At 62.9% G+C, this 21,827-nt stretch carries 25 protein-coding genes; all 25 read right to left on the bottom strand.

All coding sequences use genetic code 11. The annotated features are described in order from the left end of the window. Window positions 1–82 precede the first annotated feature (82 nt). Window positions 83–382 carry a hypothetical protein gene (locus tag G4G00_RS12190; protein WP_164273818.1) on the bottom strand — a complete coding sequence of 100 codons (300 nt, stop codon included), beginning with the start codon at window positions 380–382 and terminating at the stop codon, window positions 83–85. A gap of 1 nt (window position 383) precedes the next feature. After that, window positions 384–1,034 (bottom strand): hypothetical protein, encoded by a 651-nt coding sequence (locus G4G00_RS12195; protein WP_164273821.1) that lies wholly within the window; start codon window positions 1,032–1,034, stop codon window positions 384–386. Then, window positions 991–1,560 (bottom strand): hypothetical protein, encoded by a 570-nt coding sequence (locus tag G4G00_RS12200; protein ID WP_164273823.1) that lies wholly within the window; start codon window positions 1,558–1,560, stop codon window positions 991–993. Before G4G00_RS12200 ends, G4G00_RS12195 begins: the two co-directional genes overlap by 44 nt. Next, entirely contained in the window at window positions 1,547–2,335 is a 789-nt protein-coding gene (gene sctJ / locus G4G00_RS12205) for a type III secretion inner membrane ring lipoprotein SctJ (protein WP_275898496.1), read from the bottom strand. Before sctJ ends, G4G00_RS12200 begins: the two co-directional genes overlap by 14 nt. After that, window positions 2,335–2,628, bottom strand: a complete 294-nt coding sequence (locus G4G00_RS12210; RefSeq protein ID WP_164273829.1) for a hypothetical protein — start codon at window positions 2,626–2,628, stop codon at window positions 2,335–2,337. Before G4G00_RS12210 ends, sctJ begins: the two co-directional genes overlap by 1 nt. 29 nt (window positions 2,629–2,657) lie before the next feature. Then, window positions 2,658–2,975, bottom strand: a complete 318-nt coding sequence (locus tag G4G00_RS12215) for an EscF/YscF/HrpA family type III secretion system needle major subunit (protein ID WP_164273832.1) — start codon at window positions 2,973–2,975, stop codon at window positions 2,658–2,660. A 15-nt stretch (window positions 2,976–2,990) separates the two neighbouring features. Beyond that, window positions 2,991–3,311, bottom strand: coding sequence for an EscF/YscF/HrpA family type III secretion system needle major subunit (locus tag G4G00_RS12220; RefSeq protein ID WP_164273835.1), 321 nt, complete (start codon window positions 3,309–3,311; stop codon window positions 2,991–2,993). Between the two features lie 25 nt (window positions 3,312–3,336). After that, complete coding sequence (locus G4G00_RS12225; protein WP_164273838.1) at window positions 3,337–4,506, bottom strand: PrgH/EprH family type III secretion apparatus protein; 1,170 nt, start codon at window positions 4,504–4,506, stop codon at window positions 3,337–3,339. 94 nt (window positions 4,507–4,600) lie between these two features. Then, window positions 4,601–5,209, bottom strand: a complete 609-nt coding sequence (locus G4G00_RS12230) for a lytic transglycosylase domain-containing protein (RefSeq protein ID WP_164273841.1) — start codon at window positions 5,207–5,209, stop codon at window positions 4,601–4,603. A 38-nt stretch (window positions 5,210–5,247) separates the two neighbouring features. Further along, window positions 5,248–5,505: a hypothetical protein gene (locus tag G4G00_RS12235; protein ID WP_164273844.1), complete on the bottom strand. Its 258-nt coding sequence runs from the start codon at window positions 5,503–5,505 to the stop codon at window positions 5,248–5,250. 153 nt (window positions 5,506–5,658) lie between these two features. Further along, the gene (locus tag G4G00_RS12240; protein ID WP_164273847.1) at window positions 5,659–8,280 is read right to left on the bottom strand and encodes a hypothetical protein; all 2,622 of its coding nucleotides are present in this window, start codon (window positions 8,278–8,280) and stop codon (window positions 5,659–5,661) included. A 26-nt stretch (window positions 8,281–8,306) separates the two neighbouring features. Further along, a complete protein-coding gene (locus tag G4G00_RS12245; protein WP_164273850.1) occupies window positions 8,307–9,311 on the bottom strand; it encodes an IpaD/SipD/SspD family type III secretion system needle tip protein in 1,005 nt (334 codons plus the stop codon). Window positions 9,312–9,355: 44 nt separating this feature from the next. Continuing rightward, window positions 9,356–10,657, bottom strand: coding sequence for a hypothetical protein (locus G4G00_RS12250; protein WP_164273853.1), 1,302 nt, complete (start codon window positions 10,655–10,657; stop codon window positions 9,356–9,358). A gap of 30 nt (window positions 10,658–10,687) precedes the next feature. Further along, window positions 10,688–12,403, bottom strand: a complete 1,716-nt coding sequence (gene sctE / locus G4G00_RS12255) for a type III secretion system translocon subunit SctE (protein ID WP_164273856.1) — start codon at window positions 12,401–12,403, stop codon at window positions 10,688–10,690. 134 nt (window positions 12,404–12,537) lie between these two features. Beyond that, the gene (locus tag G4G00_RS12260) at window positions 12,538–13,050 is read right to left on the bottom strand and encodes a SycD/LcrH family type III secretion system chaperone (protein WP_205515556.1); all 513 of its coding nucleotides are present in this window, start codon (window positions 13,048–13,050) and stop codon (window positions 12,538–12,540) included. 51 nt (window positions 13,051–13,101) lie between these two features. Then, window positions 13,102–14,136 carry an EscU/YscU/HrcU family type III secretion system export apparatus switch protein gene (locus tag G4G00_RS12265; RefSeq protein WP_164273879.1) on the bottom strand — a complete coding sequence of 345 codons (1,035 nt, stop codon included), beginning with the start codon at window positions 14,134–14,136 and terminating at the stop codon, window positions 13,102–13,104. Then, entirely contained in the window at window positions 14,133–14,930 is a 798-nt protein-coding gene (gene sctT, locus G4G00_RS12270; RefSeq protein ID WP_164273883.1) for a type III secretion system export apparatus subunit SctT, read from the bottom strand. The genes G4G00_RS12265 and sctT overlap by 4 nt, the downstream gene beginning before the upstream one ends. A gap of 19 nt (window positions 14,931–14,949) precedes the next feature. Continuing rightward, on the bottom strand, window positions 14,950–15,207 hold the full coding sequence (locus G4G00_RS12275) for an EscS/YscS/HrcS family type III secretion system export apparatus protein (protein ID WP_164273886.1): 258 nt from the start codon (window positions 15,205–15,207) through the stop codon (window positions 14,950–14,952). 10 nt (window positions 15,208–15,217) lie between these two features. Next, window positions 15,218–15,874: an EscR/YscR/HrcR family type III secretion system export apparatus protein gene (locus tag G4G00_RS12280; RefSeq protein ID WP_164273889.1), complete on the bottom strand. Its 657-nt coding sequence runs from the start codon at window positions 15,872–15,874 to the stop codon at window positions 15,218–15,220. A gap of 2 nt (window positions 15,875–15,876) precedes the next feature. Beyond that, complete coding sequence (locus G4G00_RS12285) at window positions 15,877–16,791, bottom strand: FliM/FliN family flagellar motor switch protein (protein ID WP_164273892.1); 915 nt, start codon at window positions 16,789–16,791, stop codon at window positions 15,877–15,879. Next, entirely contained in the window at window positions 16,788–17,663 is an 876-nt protein-coding gene (locus tag G4G00_RS12290; protein ID WP_164273895.1) for a hypothetical protein, read from the bottom strand. The genes G4G00_RS12285 and G4G00_RS12290 overlap by 4 nt, the downstream gene beginning before the upstream one ends. Beyond that, window positions 17,648–18,112, bottom strand: coding sequence for a hypothetical protein (locus G4G00_RS12295; protein WP_164273897.1), 465 nt, complete (start codon window positions 18,110–18,112; stop codon window positions 17,648–17,650). Before G4G00_RS12295 ends, G4G00_RS12290 begins: the two co-directional genes overlap by 16 nt. Next, complete coding sequence (locus G4G00_RS12300; RefSeq protein WP_164273900.1) at window positions 18,093–19,385, bottom strand: EscN/YscN/HrcN family type III secretion system ATPase; 1,293 nt, start codon at window positions 19,383–19,385, stop codon at window positions 18,093–18,095. The genes G4G00_RS12295 and G4G00_RS12300 overlap by 20 nt, the downstream gene beginning before the upstream one ends. Continuing rightward, window positions 19,382–19,780, bottom strand: coding sequence for a hypothetical protein (locus tag G4G00_RS12305; RefSeq protein WP_164273902.1), 399 nt, complete (start codon window positions 19,778–19,780; stop codon window positions 19,382–19,384). The genes G4G00_RS12300 and G4G00_RS12305 overlap by 4 nt, the downstream gene beginning before the upstream one ends. Then, the gene (locus G4G00_RS12310; RefSeq protein WP_164273905.1) at window positions 19,777–21,825 is read right to left on the bottom strand and encodes an EscV/YscV/HrcV family type III secretion system export apparatus protein; all 2,049 of its coding nucleotides are present in this window, start codon (window positions 21,823–21,825) and stop codon (window positions 19,777–19,779) included. Before G4G00_RS12310 ends, G4G00_RS12305 begins: the two co-directional genes overlap by 4 nt. Window positions 21,826–21,827 lie beyond the last annotated feature (2 nt).

Consider the following 21,827-nt stretch of genomic DNA (forward strand, 5'->3'; position numbering starts at 1 on the left):
AGGATCCAGTAGTGGATCCACAGAATGCGATGCCTTGCCCTGCCATCGGCTAGAAGTGGTTCGAACTTCAGGCAGGGCCGTATTACAACATCGTGGACAGGGTCACGTTGCCCGTCTCCTCTTCCTCGCCGTAGAACAACTGCTCGATGAACGGTTGGATCAACATGTCCTGATAGGCGTCCTTGCGCCCTCCCACCTCACATTGCAGCTGCTGTTCCTGCCAATCCTCCTGTTCTTCGACAGGCCAGAGACCGCGCCCCTCTACGCCCTGGCTCGGCGGCAGCGAGGCTTTCATCCGGTCCGCTAGGGAAATGACGCTTGAGTAATCCCCAATGTTCTGGACGGGCCACACAGCTCCCGATACTAACGGCGTAATGTTCATTTCATGACTCCCTGGTGGCGCTGGGTCGGATGGCAAGGCGCATGAAGCGGCCGGCCTGGTACTCGGCAAATGCCGCAATGGTGGGGCCAAGCTGATCGGTGGCAGGCGACACAGGCAGGTTGGTGCCCGGCTCCAGCACGAACACCAGATCATCCGCAGTCATTACCGGTGCCGCGACATCGGCCGCCTCCACGCGTGCATGGCCATCAAGCTGGTGCTGGAGGACCTGGAGGAGATCCTGCTGTGCGCGGGGCACGTATACCGCCACCTCGCGGGCGCCCTCCTCACGCTGGACACTGCACCAGCGCTCGATCTGCGCCTGGGAGAAATCCAATCGTGCCAGCTCTGCAGACAGCTGCGACAGCACGGCTTCACGGACCGAATCAACCCAGCGCGAGCGCTCGGCCAACAGGTCGGCGATGACCGGCATGACGGTCTGCAGTACCTGCGCGTAGCCATCGATATAGCCTTGGCGCTGCGCCTGCTCCTTCAGCCGGGCTGCGGCGGCGTCAGCTGCGCGCGTCAGCTCGGCGGCGTCTGCCTGCGCCTGGGCGACGATGTCGTTGGCCTGCTGCGCCCGGCCAAGCGCCGACGCAGCAACCACCACATCAGTGGGAAGGGTGCCTGAGGGCAACGGTAACTGTCTGAGCATGGCTCAAGGCGCTCCAGAAGCAGGAATGATCGAAGGTTTGCGGACGCACGCCCGTACCTTCGTTGATGGATGGGAAAGGCAGGGCCAGGCGCTGCGTCAGCCAGTGCGGCAGGCAGGGGCCCAGGCCTTCAAGGATGTAACCGGCACCCCAGCTCTGCAGCTGCCCGCGGCTCATGGGGGTCCTGCACGCGTGCTGCGCCGGCGCAAAGCCCAGGCGCATGAACTGCCGCATGGACGCAGGCAGGCGGATGAAGTCGGGATGCGCGATGGTTGCACAGGGCTGCTTGGCCATTGCCACCAGCTCAGCAGCGATCTCCAGATGGTTCCAGCTGGCGATCAGCCGGCTCGCCAACGGGCTTGCGTCGATGCACCCATCGCTCGCCACCAATGCGTGCTGCGCTGCCATGGCCGCATTCACCGCCGAGCGGCGATTGCCAGTGAGACCGTGCTGCGCGTGCCTCCAACGGTGGTGGTAGGCCACCGGATCAGCGGCTATACGCCAGGCCTGCAGGTCACGCGCCAGCATGGTCCGCGCTCTGCTTGCTGCGCGGCAGCCGTGAGGACAGGCTCGCCCAGGCGCGGCTGAGACCGCGACGCATCATCCACAGCGCACCCAGCAGCAGACCCAGCACGCAGGCGATCAGGCCGGCAAGCCAACCCTGCAAGGACGAGGCGGCCGGCGTCACTGCCAGCACACGGGTTGCATTGGCCTGGGCCAGCACCACCGATACATCATCGTAGGACAGATCTTCGAACGCGTTGCGCAGGAAACGCTTGCTGTTCTGCACCAGGGTGGCCTCATGGATGCCCTGCTCGTGCACCAGAACCACGGCGACGTGCTTGGCCTTGCCCGCACGCTTGGCCACGCCACTGGAATCATCCACGCCGTCGTAGCTGACGTGCACGCGGGCACTGCGTACACCATCAAGGACCGAAAGGGATTCTTCCAGACGCTGTTCGACGGCAGAGAGCAGGCGAGCCTTTTCGCTCAGTGGCGTGCTGATCATCGCATCGGCGGGAAAGGCATCGGAGATCTGCCCGCGCGGTGCGCGCGGCAGATCATGTTCACGCATCAGATCGATGGCCTGGACCAGATTGGCCTCATCCACCGTTACCGAATAGCCCGATTTGCCGTTGGCCGTCTTGTCCGCCTCGATATTCTGGCGAAGCAGCGTTGCTACGACCTCGTTGGCCTGCCGCTCGTCGAGGCCCTCCAGCACAGCCACCTTCGAACAGGCAGCCAAGGACACCAGTAGCATACCTGCAGCCGCCGCGCGCTGGATTCGCGTCTTCGCATCCATCAGGTCTTTACCAGGGTTTCAACACCCTTCACCAGGTGATTGGTCATCACCGCAGCCAGGGTCATGCGCTTGGTGTAGGCTTCCTGGCGCTGCTGCAGTTCCCATAGCAGCGCCGGATTGCTTGCGGTGACCGGGTCATTTGCCATGCCCTCGATGACTGCACGGTCCACGCCCGCTTCCAGGTAGGCACTGGCCGCATGGCGCTTAAAGCGGTCGGACAGTGGCACGGCCTGCCCTTCGGCAATGGCCGGCTGCAAGCTGACCGCTGCCGGGTCGATTGGAAAGAAATGCATCGGAGTTCCTTGAAGCAATCGCGCGACAATCAGGCGATATTGCGGATGTTCTGCTTCTGCATGTCGGCCAGCGTCTTGGACGAGTTGGACTGCAGCATGCGGTACATGTTGTATTCGGATAGCTTGGTCTGGTAGCTGGCCAGTGCGGTCGGATCGGAGGGTGCTTCCTTCAATGCTTCGAAGGCCGCTTCCAGCGCCGATTTCAGGGTGTTTACGCCGTCGTTGAATTCCTTGCTGTGCTGATCCAGCCATCCGTCCCAATCGTTTGCGGGATCGGTCGGATCCACTGGCTTGTGGTCGCCATCCCAATGGTCGGGCGGGAGGGCGAAGGTGTTTGCAGAGCTCATACAGGTGGTCTTCTATTAGGCAATGTTTCGGATGTTCTGCTTCTGCATGTCGGCCAGCGTCTTGGACGAGTTGGACTGCAGCATGCGGTACATGTTGTATTCGGATAGCTTGGTCTGGTAGCTGGCCAGTGCGGTCGGATCGGAGGGTGCTTCCTTCAATGCTTCGAAGGCCGCTTCCAGCGCCGATTTCAGGGTGTTGACGCCTTCGTTGAATTCCTTGCTGTGCTGGTCAAGCCAGCCATCCCAAGGAGCGCCCGGCGGCACGGGCAGTTCGTGGTCGCCATCCCACCAGTTGGGAAGCACGGGTGCATGGGTACTGTTGCTGTTGATATTCATGTGGCTTCTTTGTTGGACGCGCCAATCAGCGCAGGTTCTCGGAGTATTCCCAACGCCCCTGACCGACCGACATCAGCTGGCCAGGGGCATAGCGGAAGGAGCGGCCGCGCAGGACATCGTCCCAGAGGCGGGCGTTCACGGTGACCCGGCGTGCACCCCAGCGCCGTTCGAACTGGCGGCTGTATGCGGCCATCGACGCGAGCGTGGCGTCATCCAGGAAAACAGTGTTGGATACGCTTGTGCGGCCGCCGACCATATCGGCGCGGGTGGTGACGCCGAGCGTCTTGAGTTCATCGCGTGCCATGGCGATCAGCGCGGCATCGCTTACGCCGCTGATCTTCAAGCGCGTTGCATAAGGCATCTGCGCCTGCGCCACACGCCGCAGGCGTTCGCGTGCGGGCCCGCTGGGCACGCCATTGAGAACAATTTCGGCATTGGCGGCGTCATCCAGCCGCACGATCACCGGCTGCAGACCCTGGCGGATCAGCCAGGATTCCACGCGCACCTGTTCCTCGCTGCGCACCTTGACCTGCGCGTTCCAGCGATCGGCGCGACGCACTGCTCGTTCAGCCCAAGCAGCCGATGCCTGGTCGTCCGCGAACACGTACAGGGTGCGATCGTCTGTCGAGATAACTTCGTAGCGCCCTGGCGCCTGCTGCAGAACCGACGCAAGTTTGGTGGCCTGAACCTCGGGAAGATGCAGGTAGTACGCGCCACAGAGGATGGCGGCGGCGGCCAGCGAACCAAGCATGAGTGCCGTGGGCAGCCAGCGCCGCGACGCTGACGGCGCGGTGCGGTGATGCGCGGCGTCCGGCACGATACCGGTCGGTGGCGGCACGAAGTCCAGCACCGATGCGCTCCAGGGGACCCCAGTCGGCGCCATCGCTAGGTGCAGGCCCAGGTGGCACTGCGGTTCGTTCATCAGCACGGGAACGAAGATGCCGGCATCGCTGCCATCGTCAGCCTGCTCCGCCACCTGGGCGGAAGATTCAGCATCGGCGTGAGGGCAGCGGATGATCAGCCGCCCCTGCAGGCCATCGGTTGCCACCAGCAGAACGTTATGAGCGGTGGAAAGCGCGTGACCGGATTCCGAGGCAGTAGTGGCGACATCGCGCACCAGCTGCAGTACAGTGTCACCGCACTCAAGATTATATTCCAGGCCCAGAAATGGGCCGGACAGAATTTTCAGTTTCATCATTGCCTTCGGCTGGCCGGTGCTCCGGCTTCGATGTCGTGGCGTAGTTTAGGCAGTCGCTTCGAAGCCATGCTTCGAATTCAAGCGAATAGCATCAGGACCCGAAAGCGACATAATGTGCCCGCACTTTGCTGACATAAGCGCGGGTTTCCTTATAGGGCGGGATGCGGTTTCCGTGCTTCTGCACTGCGCCCTCCCCTGCGTTGTACGCGGCCAGGATCAGATCAAGATTACCCGCGAACCGCTTACTCAGCCATTTCAGATAGGCGGCCCCGCCGGAGATGTTCTGCTCGATGTTGAAACGATCGGATACACCAAAGCGCTTTGCGGTCGCGGGCATCAACTGCATCAGGCCAGCCGCACCCGTGCGGGACACCGCGCGGCGGCGATAATTCGATTCAACCTTGATGACGGCGTGGAGCAGGTTGGCGTCGACACCATGCCTATCTGCCGCCTTCAGGACCGCTAGATTTATGGCCGGATCGCGGGCGGCTTTCTCCGTGGCGGGCGCAATCGCTGCCGGCATGGATGCGGGCGCGGCCGGCGCGCCGTCGAGCCAGCCGGGTGAGTGGGGCCCGAGTGCCCTTGCGCCTTGGAAAGGCAGCGGACTCACTTCTATCTCGCCGTTGATGCCCAAGCCCACGTAGAGCGGGCCACTTGGCGGCGGCGAGGGTTCGGCCTGGGCTGAAGCTACCAGCACCATGGCGAGCACCGCCAAGGCTGACAGGGGCGCCCTGCGGATCACGGGGAGCACCGCATGCCGGCGATCTCACCTGCAAGCTCGGCCAGGGTGCCGGCGCGGCCCATCTGCTCGATGCCGGGCATCACGCCCCACGCCTCTTCCGCGTCCATCAGAATGGCGTGGAGGGCCAGCGAATCGATGCACAGATCCTCGTGCAAGCGCATGGACGGCAGCACTTCCTCTGGGCGGAAGCCGGTGTGCTCGCAGATGATGGGCACCAGGGTTTCGAGCGTGTTCGAGAATATCGTCGAATTCATTCGGCATGGCGTATTGATGGGCCGCAAAGGCGCGACAGGCGGCACGTTACGCTGCGGGGCGCGGGCTAGGATTCGAAGGCGTTCGAAAGGAAAACGCCGCCCATGAGGGCGACGTTTCTGGTTCAGGTTTGAAGAATCAATGTTTCTGGCCGTTCAGGGCCGACGATTCCTATTGGCAAGGCGAGCATAATTGCCGTTGTGAACTGGCTCTATTTTAGTAAGTCTTGTCCAAATATAACTATCGTTTGATAGACCACCCACTACAGAAAGGTCGTCCCGCTGACCCCAGATAGCATCGGTCTGCTCGCGGAATTCGACACGGATGGCATGTACAGCCGCTTCCAAACCGCCGAGCTTGGATGAGTTGGACGCCCCGCGAATGATCGAATACAATTCACCTTCCATGTGTGCAATTTTCTTTTGGAAGCTTGCAATGCAGTCATGCAGTTCCTCATCGATTGCATTACGTTTCAGGCTGATGACGCCGCGATACTCAGCGAAGGTCGTATCGCGCTGGGGGAGTACATCCTTGAACCGGTCAAGTGTGGCCACCGGGACCACCGCACTTGCCATGTCCTCCCGCAGTTGTTCAATCTGGTCCAGCAGGTCGCTTGCGCGCTTTTGTGCTGCGGCTGAGTCGCTATTGGGACCTGCATTGGCAATACCCTCGTCCAGTGCCAAGTTCAGGCGTTCGAGGATTCTGTTGGCTCCGTCGCCGGTTTTGTTGATCTGCTCCAGGGTGGTGGCCCCTGCCAGCGCGGTGGAGAGCTCATCCAGCTCGCCACTGAAGGCTGCAGCTGTTTCGGGATCAAATTTCGCCAGCACCTTCGCCTGCGACTGGCCATGCAGGACCGCATTGTCGACGGCATCGCGACGCGCGTTCAGCAGTGCCTCCGCCTTCTCGGCGCTGGCCGACTCCAAGTTCTCAGCACCTGCCGCGATGGCGGCGGCCAGATGGCTGTCTAGCGCCTTGCCGATTGCCTTGACCTGAGAGTCGACCACATTGATCTGCGCAATATCGGTGGCGTCAGCCAGCGCGACGGCCGCTCCATCCAACCGCGTCATGAAGCCCGCAGCCGCGTCGGCATCCAGGGTCGCCAGGACGTTGGCCTTTGATCGGCCATGCGCGATGTCGTTGCCAACCAGGCTGCGCCGACCTTCAAATGCATCGTTTGCGGCCTGCGCACTGTCCGCCTTCGCGCCTGCGGTGCTGGCGTCGATGGCGGCGTCCACCTCGGCGTCCACCCCCCGGATGAGGACGATGACCTCTTCGCCAATCTCGTTGATCTGCTCCAGGGTGGTGGCCCCTGCCAGCGCGGTGGAGAGCTCATCCAGCTCGCCACTGAAGGCTGCAGCTGTTTCGGGATCAAATTTCGCCAGCACCTTCGCCTGCGACTGGCCATGCAGGACCGCATTGTCGACGGCATCGCGACGCGCGTTCAGCAGTGCCTCCGCCTTCTCGGCGCTGGCCGACTCCAGATCAGTAGCACCCGCGCGATACGCATTCTCCTTCACGGCGACGTGGATGTCCGCCTTGATCTGCGAAACAACAGGCCTCAGCTCAGCAGGGTTGCCACCATTCCCCAGCTCAGCCTCGACAGAGACCAGCCTGAGCGCCAGGTCTTTCAAACCTTCCTTGCCCCGTGCGTCCATACCACCAGCGGCGTCGGTAATCAACGCGCTGGCACTACGGATAGCCTTCTGCAATGACGCCAGAGCCGCATCGGGATTCTGCCCCATCGTCGATGATGCCGAGGAGTGGCTGGCCTCCGACGGGGTACGGAACGAACCACCACCTGCCCAAGCCCTTGCCCACGCACGGAAGGTTTCCTCACGATCGTGCGCAAGCATTTCCGAATAGCGACGGTCTGCCGATTCGCGTGCACGGATGGCCTCACGCTCGGTGAACCCGTCACAGTTGTGGCAGCCATGGAAGCAGTCGCGGAAACGATCTGCTGGACGAGCAGCACCCGGAACATCACCCACACCATCCGCGCGCCCCGGTTCCACAGCGCCGCCCACATCGACCAGCGAGGACATCTTGCGCAACTCATAGATCATCCGGCCCAGATCACCCGAATCACCTTCCGCGCGGGCCTTGGCAAGCAACTGCGCTATCGCAGATTCATCGACCTTTCCGCCGCTTGCAGCATGTGCCGACAGCACCAGGTTCAGATCCGGCGATGCAAACTGCGCATCAATGGCGGCGATGATGCCATCCACGTCACCATAGGCTTTCTGCGCTGCGGCAAAGAGCGTGCTTTTCAATGCAATGCAGCGCTGCACCACGTCATCGTGACGGTCAGTGTATTTGAAGTTGTGCGTGCCGAAAGCGTCCGGGAAGACTTCATCGTGGGCGGCAGCTTCCACGATCTTCCCGAACTCCAAGACCGCAGGATCCGACGCACTCAGTTTCCCAAGCGCCATCAGATGGGAGACGCTGTAAATCAGACTGCCAAAATCCGAACCTGCGAGCTTCTTGAATCCATCCGAATCATGATCGATCTTCGATCCGGTACCACCCGGAAATTGGCTGACGATGGTACGGGTGATTCCCGCCTCATGCTCGGCGCTAACATGGCTGCGCACCAGACCGGAAGGCAACGGATTGCCATGGGCCGTGAGCGGTTTTCCTACCGAATCGAGGGCCCCTTTGACCAGGTTCCCGGCACCGGTGAACGGGCCGCAGAAGTTCTGCGCCTTAGGATCTCGCGGAGGATGTATGGCATGCAGAGCCTCTACCCAGTGGTAGGTGGATATCGAAAAGCCGGACATGGACGTCTATCTCTTGCCAGAATGAGTTACAGACCGTTAACGAACGATTTCTGTGCTTCGTCCATTTCCTTGATGCTGTTGCTCAGCACCTTGGCCAGGGTGTCCCACTGCTGGTTCTGGCGCTGGTACTTTTCAGCGAGCAGATTGCTGACCTGCCTGAAGCTCTCCAGGCGGCTGTCCTTGGCGGAGATGATGGCGTTGTACTTTGCCGGGTCCATCTTGGGGTCGCTCTTGAGCAGTTCCAAGATTCCGGCAACCTCTTTCACATCGACGCGGATACCCCAGCTGACGGGGTTCGTACCGGTCTGTACGACTTCCAGACCTGTTACGCCGAGCTCAGTCAAGAAGGCCTCGGCCGCAGCCTCCGATTCGAAGCCATCCACCAGCGGCAGCCCCTCCCACTTGTCAATTACGTCTTGCAACGCCTTCTGCGCTTCAGTGAAATCGACCTCGAAATTGCCGTCCTTGTCGGTACTCTTGATGGCGTCGGACAGCTTGGCCAGGGCCTTGGTCAGGTCGTCGAAGAACTTGATGTAGTTGGCCAGCACGTCTTCGTACTTGCTCATCCATTCGGCGTCCAGGGAACCCAGAAGCGCGATGATCATTTCGTAGAATTCATTGTGATTGCTGAATCCAAGCGTCTCCTCCGACGTCGATGCGTCGCTGGCGCTCTCCAGCACCGAACGCGCGGATTCGATATTGCTCACCGCCCTGCCCAGCTTATCTTTTGCGGTGCGCTCTAGGCGCATGGCTTCTGCCAACAGGACCGCATCCTCTTCGTTCGGTTCCTGCACCTGCTCGGCTTCCAACTCAATGTGGCGCTGCTGGCTCATGCGATTCATCGCGTCGCGACGGGCGCGCAGTGCATTGCGGCTGTCGTCCAGATTGCGCTCGGCACGCTTGTGCCAGCCGTCCACCTCGGCAGCGACTGCCTCACTCAGCGTGGCCTGGATGTTTGCTGCCTGCTGCTGTTCCAGTACAGCCAGCATGAAGGCGCTGCGGTTCTCACCGCTGTTGATGGTGATGCTCATAGGGTTCTCCAGCGGGGAGGCGCACCTCCCCTTGTCTTGTTGAATCAGGCCCGAGTCATCTGGTTGATGACGTCCTGGGCCATACGGCGCTCGTTCTCGAGCGTTTCCAGTGCCTTCTGCATGCTCTGCTTGTCGTTGCGCGCCTCATCGGTGCGCTGGGCGGCATGGTCGGCTTCCGTGCTGGCACCCTGCTGTAGAATCTGCGCGAGGGCACGGTCCTCCGCCTCAGCCACTGCGCCGGCACTATTGATGAAGGTGTTCAGCGGCATTGCCATGCCCTGGATGGCCTGGCCCTTGGCCATATGCCAGTTGGCCTGCACCTGGTTTTCGCTGTGCGCGGCCTGGTAGGTTGCCGGATCGTTGCGCATGTCGTTGGCGTTGACGATCTCATCGTTCCTGGCCTTCTGTGCCGCACTTGTACTCGGCGACTGTTTGGTTGCTGCACGCAGGCCGGCCGTATCGGATTTGGCAATCTGGGCGCTCTTGGCGAACTGCGGCTTCACGTTTCCGGCAAAGCTGTCACGATTCAACTTGACGCCCTTGTACATCTGCTTCATTGCGCCGACGGTGATGCCAGCGGTGAAAGCCGCACCGACGGCTGAGGCGATCATCTGGTCCTTGGCGCCGGCCACGTTGCGCTCGCCCGCCATCCGCGTCAGTTCGTGCGCGGCAATATGGGCAATTGCCGAGGCGTTCTTCTCGCAGGCCATAGCCGTGCAATAGGCTTCGATCAGCAGCACAAAGATCGCGAAGGCCTTGTCTACCGCAAACGGAATGCCGTAGCGCTCTGGAGAGTCCTCCATCTGCGTGCCTTCCATCGCCGCCGGCAGCGCGAGTGCGGCCTCGCCTGCCAGGCGCTCGGCCAGTGTAGCGATGGCCGCCGCGGCCGGCAGCGTGCCGCCGTCCGCACTGGTGCGCTGCATGAGCTCGCCCGCGCCTGCAGCTAGCTTTTCAGCCATGGCTTCTGCAAAGCGCATGATGTTGCCCAGGGACGGGGCAGTGCCGTCTGCGTGCTTTTCGGTTGCCTTGTGGTACTGGTGATCGAGCTCCTGCGACAGCAGTTCGCCCACTGCTGCAGCGATCTCCGGATCGGTCAGCGGGGCCAGGGTGAGCTCGCCCTCCAGTTGTGAAATCGCACCCAGTTGCACGGCAGCAGCCAGTTGGCCGCGCGGCTCGCGCAGCCGCGGTACGGTTTCATTGCCGTGGTTGGCACGGGCTTCGGCAATCTGGGTGACTACCTTGCTGTCCAGGGCCGCAGGCACGGTGGCCGGGCGAGAATCCTTCAGGCCCACGGTGCTCAGCAGCGTGGGTGATAGGGTAATCGGGATGGATATAGCGGTGGTCATAGATATCTTCTCAGTCGATGGGTATGGGGATTACACCGCGCCGATGTTGGCGGCCATGAACTTGGCAGTGCTGCGACGGGAGTCCATGGCGCCGTCCATGCTCTGGATGATTGCGCTGATGGCTTCTTCCAGAGCGGTGATCATCTCGTTCAATGCTTCCAGGGTGAGATGGGTCTGGCCCATGTTGAACTTCACGTTCTCCTGGTCAGACAGCAGCTCGGCGGCGGTCACGTGCATATTCGCCACGACCACGCCGCCCACCGCGGTGCCGACCTGCGTCGCGCCGCCCACGGCGGTGGCGGTGCCGGCAATGGTGCCGCCATGCTTGGCCATGAATGCGCCTGCCTGCTTGCCGGCCACGCTGGCCGCCATCTTAGTGGTGATACGGGTGGCTTCCTTGGACACCTGGCCAAAGACCTGCTTGACGATGTTGGGAAGCAGCTTGGCCACAGCACCCTTGGCCAGCATGAAGCCTCCGACGACGACGGCAGCCACAACCAGTGCGGCAGTGATGAAGGCCAGCACTTGGGCGATGGCATCGCCATCGACCACGCCCATGCTCTCAAGCAGGGAGGCGAAGACCTTGGTCAGTTCCTGCACCAGCTTCACCACCAGCTGGATGACCGGCTGGAGCGCAGCGCCCAGTACGGAGAAGCCAGTGACCTCTTCAGTGACCATCAGGGTCAGGCCCACGCCGGCCAGCGCCATCGACAGGCCACCGGTGAAGGGTGCGGCAACGACTGACACCACGGTGACCACCCATCCGATGATCTTGCCGATGCAACCCAGCCACTTCGAGGTGGAGGCGGCCTTGGCCAGTTCTTCGGCACGCTCTTCGGCCAGGTGGGTCATTTCGGTTTCCTGCGCCTTCAAGGCCTGCACCGCCGCCTCGGCTGAGGCCTGCATGTTCACTTCACGGGCGTAGCCCAGCAGCTGCTGCAGCATGGCCATCAGCTCTGTGAGGCGGGCAGACATGGTGCGGTTGGGCTGCTCGGTCTGGCTGAGGGTGCCGCTGACCCTGCCCGCCTGCTGGTTCATTGCCTGCAACTGGCTGCCGATATCGGCCGCAGACTTGGCGGCGGCATCCGAGCGTGCAACAGCGGCATCGGCGGCTGTCTGCAGTGCACCGGCATGGCTGCTGGCGTTGGACAACTGCTGCTGCTTGCCGGCATATGCAGGGTCACTCGGCGACATGGCATCCAGCTCCTGCTGCAGTCGTGCCACCTCTTCCTTGGCTGCTTTGGCGGCGGTGACGGCCTCACCGGCTTCGCCGGCCGCGCCACTAGCGGCTGCCAGAGCTTCACCGTAGGCATCCTGTGCGGCCTGGTAATCGGCACTGAACTGCTCGGCTGACTGCTGCTTGCCGGCCAGCTTCTGCAGCAGGGCCATCGCGCGGCTGTACAGGCTGTCCAGCGACTGGCGCACCATCACCTGCTGCAGGCTGGCGGCAACCCAGGTCAGGAAGCCATCGCCGGACAAGTTGGCTGCGCGTTCGTCAGCCTCCTTCAGCAGCGCTGCATCCGGGTCGCGCAGCTGCGGGGCGCCGTTGGCCGAGACGCTGCGATGCGGTCCTTGGTTGCGGTGGCTGGCGTCCTGGCGGGCGATCTCGGCCAGGATCGATTCGGTGGCCGGCGCAATGGACTCGCTGCCGAGGCTGCCGGCCACGTTGCGGGCCGCTTCGTGACTCTTGTCGAGGAAATCGGTCAGTCGCAGACCGTTGGGAGCATGGTGGATGGTTGTGGTCATCTCGATCATCTCTGTGTAAGGGGCCGGGCCGGCGGCTATCGCGTTCGGTGCCGGGCATTCGGTTCTGGATCAGTTTGACCGTAGGGGCCGCCGGCCTTCTTCCACGAAACGACGCAACGTCACTCCCGCCCGCGTCACTCGCGCTCGGTTGAATCAAAGGCATCCTTCGGCGCGCCTTCGGCAATGAACTGGAGGTACGTGCGCGCGCGTTCGGCCATGTCGGCATCGCGGCAGCGGCTCAGCACATCCTCGAAGCAGCCGCGCGCCATGCCGCGCCGACCCAGGGCCAGATGGCACTGGCCCGCATGGAACAGCGGTCGTTCGTCATGGCGCACCAGCGCATACGCGACCGCGTAGAGATCGATGGCCTTCTGGTACTGCTTCTTCAGCTGATATACCGATGCCAGTCCGAACACATAATCACTATTGTGGAAATCGAACATGTACAGGAAGCGGAAGAATTTTTCGGCCTCATCCAGCTGCCCATTTACATAGAATTGGTGTGCGTACGCGTAAACCCCTTCCATGGTCGTGTCGTCTACACCCTTGAGCTCGCGCAGGGTCACGCCGCTGCGCAAGCTCTGCAGCAGCGCGTCGATCATTGAGGATTCGGATACGCCAGTGGTATCGCTGTCGTTGCTGTTCATCGAGAAAGTGCCTGATGGAAGTTGAAGAGAAGGAAGGTGGAGGTGGCCGGACTACTCAGCATCACCGGCCGCTGCCTGCTCGACATCACGCAGCCAGCACAGGATGCGCATGACCGACTCGATGTTCTCGCTGCTGACGAACTGATAGCGCTTGCAGGAATGGAACACGGCGCGGGCGGTACGGACGTCGCGCACTACCGGTACACCGATCTTCTCGGCGTAGGCGATGATCGCGCGGGCCTTGGTGCCCTGCTCTCGAAGTGAGACGAAAGGCATCGGAAAGTCGAAGTCGTGCAGGTAGATGCCCACGGCAATGTGGGTGGGGTTTGCCAGCACCATGCTGGCGCCGGCGACATCGGCCTGCATCTGCGCCGAGAGCTCTTCCCCGATCTCACGGCGGCGCTTCTTGACCTCCGGGTTGCCCTGGGTCTCTTTGAACTCCTGCTTGACCTCATGCTTTTCCATGCGCAGGTCTTTTCTATACAGCCAGAAATCAGCCGCCGCGGCGCTCGCGGCGACTGGTAGCAGCGCAAGCAGGAAGCCGGCCCCAGTCTGGAAGCCGACTGACAGCCAGAATCTATAGGCAGACCCCGGGTCCGCTCCCAGCGCCTGGTAGACACTGAAGGGCACGGTCTTGACCATCCACACCAGGAAGATGGCGGTGGAAACCACGTAAAGAATCGCCTTGACGAACTCTTTGACCGTCTTCATCGAAAACAGGTTCTTGAATCCACTGATAGGGTTGAGGCGGGTCAGATCGAGTTTGATCGCTTCGGCATTCAGAATGCCTTTGCTGAGCACCAGCGAGAGCAGCGCCACGGCGACGATGCAGGCCACGGCCACCGGCATGACTGCCATCGCGAACACCTGCAGCGACCGCTTGAGCGCCACACCGGTGCCCATCTGAAAGCCACCCTGCACCATTTCACGATACAGGTCCATGACACCTGCCAAGGAGGTCAGGCCATACAGTGCCAAGCCACCGACAGCCAGTACGACAAGCGCCATTAGATCCCGGCTTTGGAAGATCTTGCCCTTCTGGGCTTCCTTCTTGAGCTTGTGTGGTGTTGCCTTCTCCGACTTCATGGGGTGGCCCCGGGTACAAGCCACATCTGCGGATCCATGCTATGCCAGATACGCGGCACATCCTGAGCCAGGGTGCCGAAGATGTAGACCAGCATCGCTGCAAAAGCGACGATCGATTTCACCGACAGGGTCAAGGAGAATGCGTTAAGTTGCTGCGCGAAGCGCGACAGGATGCCCAGCAGCACTTCCACTAGGAACAGCAGGATCAGCACCGGGCCGGCAATGCGCACCAGGTTACCCAGCAGCTGGCGCACGTAGTCGCCAGCGGCGTCAGGATTGATCGTGAACGCCGAGCCGAACGGCACCAGCGCGTAGCTGCCCTGCAAGACTTCCACCACGGCCTGCATGCCGCCGCCTAGCAGGAATACGCAGGCGGCCGCCATCTGCAGCAGGTTGGAGGTTTCCGTTGCCTCCACGCCCGTCAGTGGGTCCAACATCGCGCTGACGCTGCCGCCACGCTGCGAGTCGATCATCGCGCCGACGGCGTGGAATACGTGGTACGGGGCCGCTATGACCAGGCCGAGCACGGTGCCCACAATGGCTTCACTGCCCAGGGCGACCAGCAGGGCCAGCCCTTCCGCGCTGTGGCCTGCTTGTTCGCCGGTCATGATCTGCGGGAAGAGGCCGACAAAGACGACCCCGGCCACCAGGGTGCGCAGGGTCTTGGCAGGCATTGCGCCGCTGCCCAAGTAAGGCAGCCACGCAAAGCAGGCCAGGATGCGCGCCAGGCCCAATGCGACCGAATGCAGATGATCCTGCGCCAGCAGGATGAGTTGAGCGTCCAGGGATTGCACGAATCCTCTCCCCTGCTGCCTAGACCGCAAATGCCAGGGCGAAGGCCTCGCGCCCGAATGCCACAAGCGTGTCGCCGAACCATCCGGCCAGCACGAGCAGGCAGACGCACACGCAGAGCAGCTTGGCGCCGTAGGGCAACGTCTGTTCCTGCAGCTGGGTGACGGTCTGGAACAAGCCAATGGCCAGGCCGACCACGGTTGCCACCAGGACAGGGGCCGCCGAGAGAAGAAGTATCAGGTAAAGCGAGCGATGGCCCGCAGCAATGAGTTCATCCATGGAAGGTTCCTCAGGGCATCACGTCGATGTACTGCTGGACCAGCCCGGTCGACAACATCGCCCAGCCATCGAGCATGACAAACAGCACCAGCTTGATCGGCGCCGACACAGTGACGGGGCTCATCATCATCATACCCAGCGACAGCAGGATGCTGGACACGACCAGATCGACAATCACGAACGGAAGGTAGAGATAGAAGCCCATCAGGAAGGCGTCCTTCAGCTCACTGAGGGCGTAGGCGGGCAGCAGTTCCAGCAGGCTGCGCTCTATTGGGTCGATGATTTCCACGGGCACTTCACCCGGGGTCTGCGCGTGGTGGAAGAAGCGCAGCAGTTCGGGGTCTGCGTGACGCACCAGATAGGCCTTGTAACCGGACAATGAGCTGTCCAGGAATTGCACCAGCTCGACCACCCCGCTCGGCGGCTGCGCCAGTGCAGCGTAGGCGTCGTAGAGCTCCACCACGATGGGCTGCATCACGAAGAACGCCAGGATTAATGAGATTCCGTTGATGACCATGTTGGAGGGCACCTGCTGCAGGCCTAGGGCATTGCGCACCAGGGTGAAGACCACGGTGAACTTGATGTAGCACGTGCCCACGGCCACTAAGAACGGCAGCAGTGCTGCGGTTGCAAGCAGGGCGATCAGGGAGACGTCATTGCCTGCCATGTTCACGAGCTTGAGGCCATGCTTCGCAGATGAACACCAAGCTGGTCGCCGATCTGCACCAGTTCGCCCACCGCCAGCAAACGGCCCGCGTCGCGGACACGAACGTTGAGGTGCGCCGATGCCGGCAGCTCCAGCACGCTGCCCTTGCACAGGCCCTGCAGACCGTTGAGGGTGATCGGCACATGCGCAAGCACGACATCCAGAGTGATGGACAGCGAACCCAGGGTTGCGCCGTTGTCCTGCGGGGCGGCCTCTTCACGAGCGCCATCAATGAGCAGATTCGAGTCGATTTCCACGTGGCTTTCCTTGAATTTGAAGGTATGAATGAGATTTCCGCCCAGCCAGACGGTTCCGCATGCGGGAAGCGGGCCCAGGCGCAATACGTCGTTGCAATCCAGCGCTGCAATCGCAGCGGGCGCCAGGTGTAGCTGGGCGAGCCGCAGCTCCACTGAAATTTCTACGGTCCTACCTGGGCTGGCGGTTGTGCACATCGCTGCACCGTCGCCTTGAATGGATTCGATCCACGCCGGGCCCATGGCGCCCTGTACTACCGGCAGAACGTGCCCTGCGTCGGGCGTTGTCACGCCGATGCAGGTGATCTGGCCCGCCCTGCCAAGATCAGGCGGCAGCAGCGGAAGCGCTGTCGACGTTGCAACCAAGGTCTGCAGGGCGTGCAGCGGCAGGAGGTTCCAGGCAGAGCCTTCCAGCGCCGGAAGGCAGGTACTTGCCCAGCGGTTCGCTTCCACCAGGACCTGCGCGGTGCCACCGGCGCAGGGCAGCTGCAGGCGCAGATGAGCCACCTGCGCCAGGGGCTGCTCGTCGTGCTCAGCGCCGTGGCGTGCGATCCATTGCAGGACACTGCCCTGTCGATGCTGTTCCGGGTCGAGCGTGCGCAGCATTGTGATCTCGTGATTCATTGCCCATCCTCATCATCGGGCTGGTGATCGCGACGGGCCGACTGGCGCTCATCCGTGGAATCACTGACGCTGACCCAGTCAGCGCTCTGCGCCGCAGTAAGCAGTACCTCAGCGGCTCGCTCCGTTGACGGGGTCAGAACGACCTGGCCGCTGGCCAGGTGCAGGCTGACCTGCGTGCTGTGCTGCGAGCCCAGCGCACGGAGAGGGACGTCGAACACGGTGGACGTGCCTCGCGCATCAGATATCGCTGCCGGCGTGGCCACCGGCGCCATGTGCTTCGAGGTGGCGGCCTGCGGTTCCGGAGGCGCTTTGCCTGCGGACATCGTCGGCTGACGCAGCTCCACCATGCCCTTCTGCTCACCCGCCCGCTGCGCAGCGGGCTCGGGCTCCGCCTCAGCGGCATCCGGGCCGGACTGCAGGGTCTGCGGGCGATCCGATTCTGGTTCCTCCTGCACGGTGGGCGTGACCTGGCCATCCTGGTGTGCCCTAGCCGCTTCAGCGACTGCCACGGCGACGGCCTTGACCTGCGGTTCGCGTTCGCTGGCCGTCATATCCTGCGGCTGCGACGGGCGCGCAGCAGGTGCCGTCAGCTTCGTTCGCGGTGCGGCATCGTTGGACACCGCACTGACCTCCGTCACCACGGCACGCGCAGGCTGCGGCGCGGAGCCAGGCGCCTGGCGGGACGTATCCTGCGGACGCTGCGGCGACGCGTGAGCAATGCCTGCCTCGCCGAGCCGGCGCTTGTGGCGCTCGATCTGGCGCGCCGCTTCCTGGCGTACGTCCTGGACCTGCTCCTTGTTCTGGCCGGCGGCGTGCTCGCGGCGGGCACCCAGTTCAGGCACGTTGCGGGCGCTGTTTACAGCGTTGACCATGTTGAAATCTCCTCAAGTTCGTCTTCAATGGATTGCTCTGCCCGGCGGCGCATGCGCGCTGCCAGGCGTTCACTCACCATCGCCATGCGCTCGGCGGCGCGCCGGTGCTGCTCACTGCGCTGGCTGGCACCCTCCGCCAGCCGGCCATGGTCAGCAGCCTTGCTCTCGGCTGCCGCAGCGCGCATCCCCAGATCCAGCAGGCTGGCGCGCGCCACGCCCAGCAGGCGCAGCCGCTGATGGAAACCCTGCAGATCGCACGCAATGCCATGCACTTCGGGTAAGCCGTTGCGCAGGGACTGGTGTTCATCAAGCAGGCCGGCGCGCTCAGCGTCGGCCTGCGCTTGGAGGGAGCGCTCGCGCATGGCCTCCAGGCGGGCGAGTTCCTTGCGGCCATCGCGAAGCCTTTGCAGGGCCGTGGCGCGCCCGCGCTCAATCGATCCGGATCGCATGCAGGGCCTCCCAAGTCTTCCGCAGTGGGCTGGAGGTACCCATCCGCTGAGCGATAAACTCCATCAGCGCAGGCTCTGCTGCAATGGCCCTGTCCCATTCCGGATTGCTGCCAGCCCGGTACTCGCCCAGGTCACGCAGCAGCCTAGATTCGTCCAGGGCCTGCAAGGCGCGACGGGCTAGCGCGGCACGCGCCATCTGCGCTTCGTCGAGCAGTTCAGGCGCACAGCGGCTCAGGCTGGACAGCGCATCAATGGCTGGCAGTACGCCGCGCTGTGCCAGACGCCGGGACAGCATGACGTGGCCATCAAGCAGCGACTTGACTTCCTCGGCGATTGGGTCCGGGTCTTCTTCGTCTTCAAGCAGCACGGTGAAATAGGCTGAAATACAGCCCCTGCGGCTACGACCTGCGCGCTCGAACAACTTGGGCAATGCCTCGAACACCGATGCCGGGTAGCCGCGCCGGGCCGCTGCTTCGCCGCGACCCAGGGCCAACTCCCGCAGTGCGCGTGCATAGCGGGTCACCGAATCCATCACCAGTAGAACAGACGCGCCCGTGGCACTGAAGTGTTCACTGACCGCCATTGCCACCTGCGCGGCATACTGCCGGGCCGACGCGGACATGTCCGAGGTGGCCTGCACGATGACGACGCGGCCTGCATCCGGGCCAGCAGCGATACGCTGCACGAAGTCGGACACCTCGCGCGTACGCTCACCGATCAGGGCGACGACCTTCACATCAGCCTGGGCACCGTCCATCAACATCGAACACAATGTGGTCTTGCCGGTACCGGCCGGTGCGAAGACCCCCAGGCGTTGCCCCTCGCCACACGGCACGAAGGCATCCAGTGCACGCACGCCGCTGGGAAGCAGCCGCTCGACCGGCAGGCGATCCAGGAATCCGCCCGGAACGCCCTGCACGGGGCGACTGCCCGCGGTGCAGGCCATCGCCGCTTCGGCGAAGCGCGCGACTGGGCGACCGGCCCAGTCCAGCACACAGCCGAGCACATCTGCGGGCACCACCACCTGCAGCGGCTCGCCAGTACGCACCACCACACAGCGCGGTGTAAGCGGCTGCTCGGCGACGATATCCAAATGGCAGATGCCATCGCTCACGGAACTAACCGTGCCCAGAGCGATCGTGTCACCATCCAGTGCAGAGCGCACGACGCACGCTTCGCCCAGCGCCGCGCCAGCCAGGCGGGCGCGTATGCTGTTGCCTTGGATGGCCAATGGACGCGCGGCAACGGTCCACAAGCTCTGCCCGACTCTCATCTCAGCGATTCCAGCAGCTGCTGCATGCGAGAGTGGAAGTCCACCAAGGCATTTCCCAGTACTTCCGAATCCCCAAGGCAGCGCGGATCAAACAGACCGCCGATCTGCAATCCCTGGTCGCAGGAGCGCGCGCCGAGTGCACCGCTGGCCATGTAGGACGCTGGCGTGAGCAGCTGCTCAAGGAAGGATGCCGCGCGAGCGCCTAGATCACGCACTTCCATTTCGCGCACCAGGCCCCAGAGCCACACTTTGTCGCCCACGTCCGGAACGATGAACAGCTCACCGATGTCGGTGAAATTCAGCACGATGTCCGAACGGTCATCGAAGTCGAGGGTTTCACGGTCGCAGCCAAGGCGGATCAGGGCGTCGTGCAGGGTTTTACTCAGATTGATCATAGGGTCTTGAGAACCTCAAGGGTGACGGTTTCGGATACCTCGCCGTAGGACATCACCAGCAGCTGCGGGTGACGGCCTTCCAGGAAGCGCTTTGCGTAGCGACGGATGTCAGGGGGCACGAGAAGCACAACTTCAGGACGGGCTTCAATCAGCGGCTGAATGCCGCCAGACAGGGTGTCCAGCAGGGACACCGATTGCGCTGGATCCAGGTTGAGGAACGCGCCATCCTGGCCCTGGCGAATGCCCGAGCGAATGCAATCCTCGTGCTGCGGCGAGAGCACCATCGCGAACAGCCGGCCATTCACCGACGCCTTGTCGGAGATGTAACGGGCCAGCGCAGTGCGCACGTGCTCGACCAAGGTGATCACATCCTTCTCGCGCTGGCCCCATTGCGCCAATGCCTCCAAAATGCCGCGCATGTTGCGGATGGACACCTGCTCGCGCAGAAGGCGCTGCAGCACCTCGGCAATACGCTGCACGGGAACGTGGCGATAGACCTCTTTGAGGAGCTCTGGCGATGCCTTCTCGACCTCGTCCAGAAGCTGTTTGGTTTCCTGGATGCCGAATAGCTCGGTGATGTTGCGCGTGACCGCGTACAGCAGCAGCCGCTCAAGCTCATCGCGCGCGGTGCGTGAATGGCAGCCCAGGCGCCGCGCGCTGTCAGCCTGCGCATCCGGGATCCACAGCGAGATGCCAGTGGAATGCTCAATGACCTGCGGCTCGACGCCCAGTGCAATCAGCTCGTCCGAGTCACCTAGCAGCCGACTATGGTCAGCGCGCAAGGCGCCTTCGACGGCCAGCACTTCGTTCACGTAGACACGCGCGATGTCAGCGTCGTGGCCGGCCGGCTCAGCGCCGATCTTGCCAAGTTGCAGACCGGTTCGTAGGAAGAGCGCGTCCAGCAGGTGCGCCTCATGGCCTTGGATCTTCCACTGCTGCAGGAGGTCTGCGGGCAGAGTCAGCAGCAGCGGCAGAGTTTCGGTGGCCACGCGCCCCCCCTTTCGGGCCGCCGCGTTGCCGCCCTCGGCCGCAGCGGCATCCGCAGCGGCTGCTGCATCGGAGGCGGTGGCGAATGCGGGCTGGTGATAGGCGAGGTAGCCCAGTCCTGCGGCGATCACTGCGAACACTAGCAGCGGGAAGCCCGGGAGCAGGCCCATGATTCCGACCAGCACGGCAGCAATGGTCAGCACCAGGCGGTTGCCCAGCAGCTCGCCCAGGATGCTGGAACCCAAGTTTCGGGACTCGCCGCTGACCCGGGTGACCACGAAGCCCGCACTGATACAGATCAGCAGGGCCGGAATCTGCGCGACCAGGCCGTCACCGACGGTCAGCAGAGCGAACACGGACAGGGCTTCGCCGAAGCCCATTCCGTGCTGCCACATGCCTACGGCAACGCCACCAAACAGGTTAACGAAGGTGATGATGATGCCGGCGATGGCGTCCCCCTTCACGAACTTCATTGCGCCGTCATAGGAGCCGTACAGCTGGCTCTCGCGCTCGACATCGCGGCGGCGCTGCTGCGCCTGCTCGGACGTGATCGAGCCCGCTCGCAGGTCCGCATCGATGCTCATCTGCTTGCCGGGCATGCCATCGAGCGAGAAGCGTGCGACCACCTCACCCACGCGCTCGGAACCCTTGGTGATGACGATGAACTGCACGATCGTGACGATCGCGAAGATCACGAAGCCGACCACGAGATTGTCGGCCACGACGAAATTACCGAACGCGGAAATAATCTCGCCAGCATCGGCGTCGACCAGGATCAGGCGGCTGGTGCTGACCGACAGGGCGAGCCTGAGGATAGTGGTGAAAAGCAGCACCGAGGGGAACGTCGAGAAGCCGATGATGCGCTCGACATAGAACGAGCTGAGGAAGATGACCACCGCAATGGCGATGTTCAGTCCAATCAGTGCATCCACCAGCAATGTGGGCAAAGGAATGATCAGCATGGCGATGATGGTCGCCATCAGCGCGACTAGCGCGAGCTCGGGCCGCGCCAGGCCGGCCAGCGCCGGGGGCAGCAGCGGTGTACGTGCAGCAGTCATGA

Origin of the sequence: Stenotrophomonas sp. B1-1 (assembly GCF_010894375.1) — a bacterium.
Classification (GTDB): Bacteria; Pseudomonadota; Gammaproteobacteria; order Xanthomonadales; family Xanthomonadaceae; genus Stenotrophomonas.

Bases quoted from the DNA above. Each gene is read 5' to 3' on its own strand.
- G4G00_RS12190 (WP_164273818.1), bottom strand. From the start codon at position 382: ATGAACATTACGCCGTTAGTATCGGGAGCTGTGTGGCCCGTCCAGAAC.
- G4G00_RS12195 (WP_164273821.1), bottom strand. From the start codon at position 1,034: ATGCTCAGACAGTTACCGTTGCCCTCAGGCACCCTTCCCACTGATGTG.
- G4G00_RS12200 (WP_164273823.1), bottom strand. From the start codon at position 1,560: ATGCTGGCGCGTGACCTGCAGGCCTGGCGTATAGCCGCTGATCCGGTG.
- sctJ (WP_275898496.1), bottom strand. From the start codon at position 2,335: ATGGATGCGAAGACGCGAATCCAGCGCGCGGCGGCTGCAGGTATGCTA.
- G4G00_RS12210 (WP_164273829.1), bottom strand. From the start codon at position 2,628: ATGCATTTCTTTCCAATCGACCCGGCAGCGGTCAGCTTGCAGCCGGCC.
- G4G00_RS12215 (WP_164273832.1), bottom strand. From the start codon at position 2,975: ATGAGCTCTGCAAACACCTTCGCCCTCCCGCCCGACCATTGGGATGGC.
- G4G00_RS12220 (WP_164273835.1), bottom strand. From the start codon at position 3,311: ATGAATATCAACAGCAACAGTACCCATGCACCCGTGCTTCCCAACTGG.
- G4G00_RS12225 (WP_164273838.1), bottom strand. From the start codon at position 4,506: ATGAAACTGAAAATTCTGTCCGGCCCATTTCTGGGCCTGGAATATAAT.
- G4G00_RS12230 (WP_164273841.1), bottom strand. From the start codon at position 5,209: ATGGTGCTGGTAGCTTCAGCCCAGGCCGAACCCTCGCCGCCGCCAAGT.
- G4G00_RS12235 (WP_164273844.1), bottom strand. From the start codon at position 5,505: ATGAATTCGACGATATTCTCGAACACGCTCGAAACCCTGGTGCCCATC.
- G4G00_RS12240 (WP_164273847.1), bottom strand. From the start codon at position 8,280: ATGTCCGGCTTTTCGATATCCACCTACCACTGGGTAGAGGCTCTGCAT.
- G4G00_RS12245 (WP_164273850.1), bottom strand. From the start codon at position 9,311: ATGAGCATCACCATCAACAGCGGTGAGAACCGCAGCGCCTTCATGCTG.
- G4G00_RS12250 (WP_164273853.1), bottom strand. From the start codon at position 10,657: ATGACCACCGCTATATCCATCCCGATTACCCTATCACCCACGCTGCTG.
- sctE (WP_164273856.1), bottom strand. From the start codon at position 12,403: ATGACCACAACCATCCACCATGCTCCCAACGGTCTGCGACTGACCGAT.
- G4G00_RS12260 (WP_205515556.1), bottom strand. From the start codon at position 13,050: ATGAACAGCAACGACAGCGATACCACTGGCGTATCCGAATCCTCAATG.
- G4G00_RS12265 (WP_164273879.1), bottom strand. From the start codon at position 14,136: ATGAAGTCGGAGAAGGCAACACCACACAAGCTCAAGAAGGAAGCCCAG.
- G4G00_RS12275 (WP_164273886.1), bottom strand. From the start codon at position 15,207: ATGGATGAACTCATTGCTGCGGGCCATCGCTCGCTTTACCTGATACTT.
- G4G00_RS12280 (WP_164273889.1), bottom strand. From the start codon at position 15,874: ATGGCAGGCAATGACGTCTCCCTGATCGCCCTGCTTGCAACCGCAGCA.
- G4G00_RS12285 (WP_164273892.1), bottom strand. From the start codon at position 16,791: ATGAATCACGAGATCACAATGCTGCGCACGCTCGACCCGGAACAGCAT.
- G4G00_RS12290 (WP_164273895.1), bottom strand. From the start codon at position 17,663: ATGGTCAACGCTGTAAACAGCGCCCGCAACGTGCCTGAACTGGGTGCC.
- G4G00_RS12295 (WP_164273897.1), bottom strand. From the start codon at position 18,112: ATGCGATCCGGATCGATTGAGCGCGGGCGCGCCACGGCCCTGCAAAGG.
- G4G00_RS12300 (WP_164273900.1), bottom strand. From the start codon at position 19,385: ATGAGAGTCGGGCAGAGCTTGTGGACCGTTGCCGCGCGTCCATTGGCC.
- G4G00_RS12305 (WP_164273902.1), bottom strand. From the start codon at position 19,780: ATGATCAATCTGAGTAAAACCCTGCACGACGCCCTGATCCGCCTTGGC.
- G4G00_RS12310 (WP_164273905.1), bottom strand. From the start codon at position 21,825: ATGACTGCTGCACGTACACCGCTGCTGCCCCCGGCGCTGGCCGGCCTG.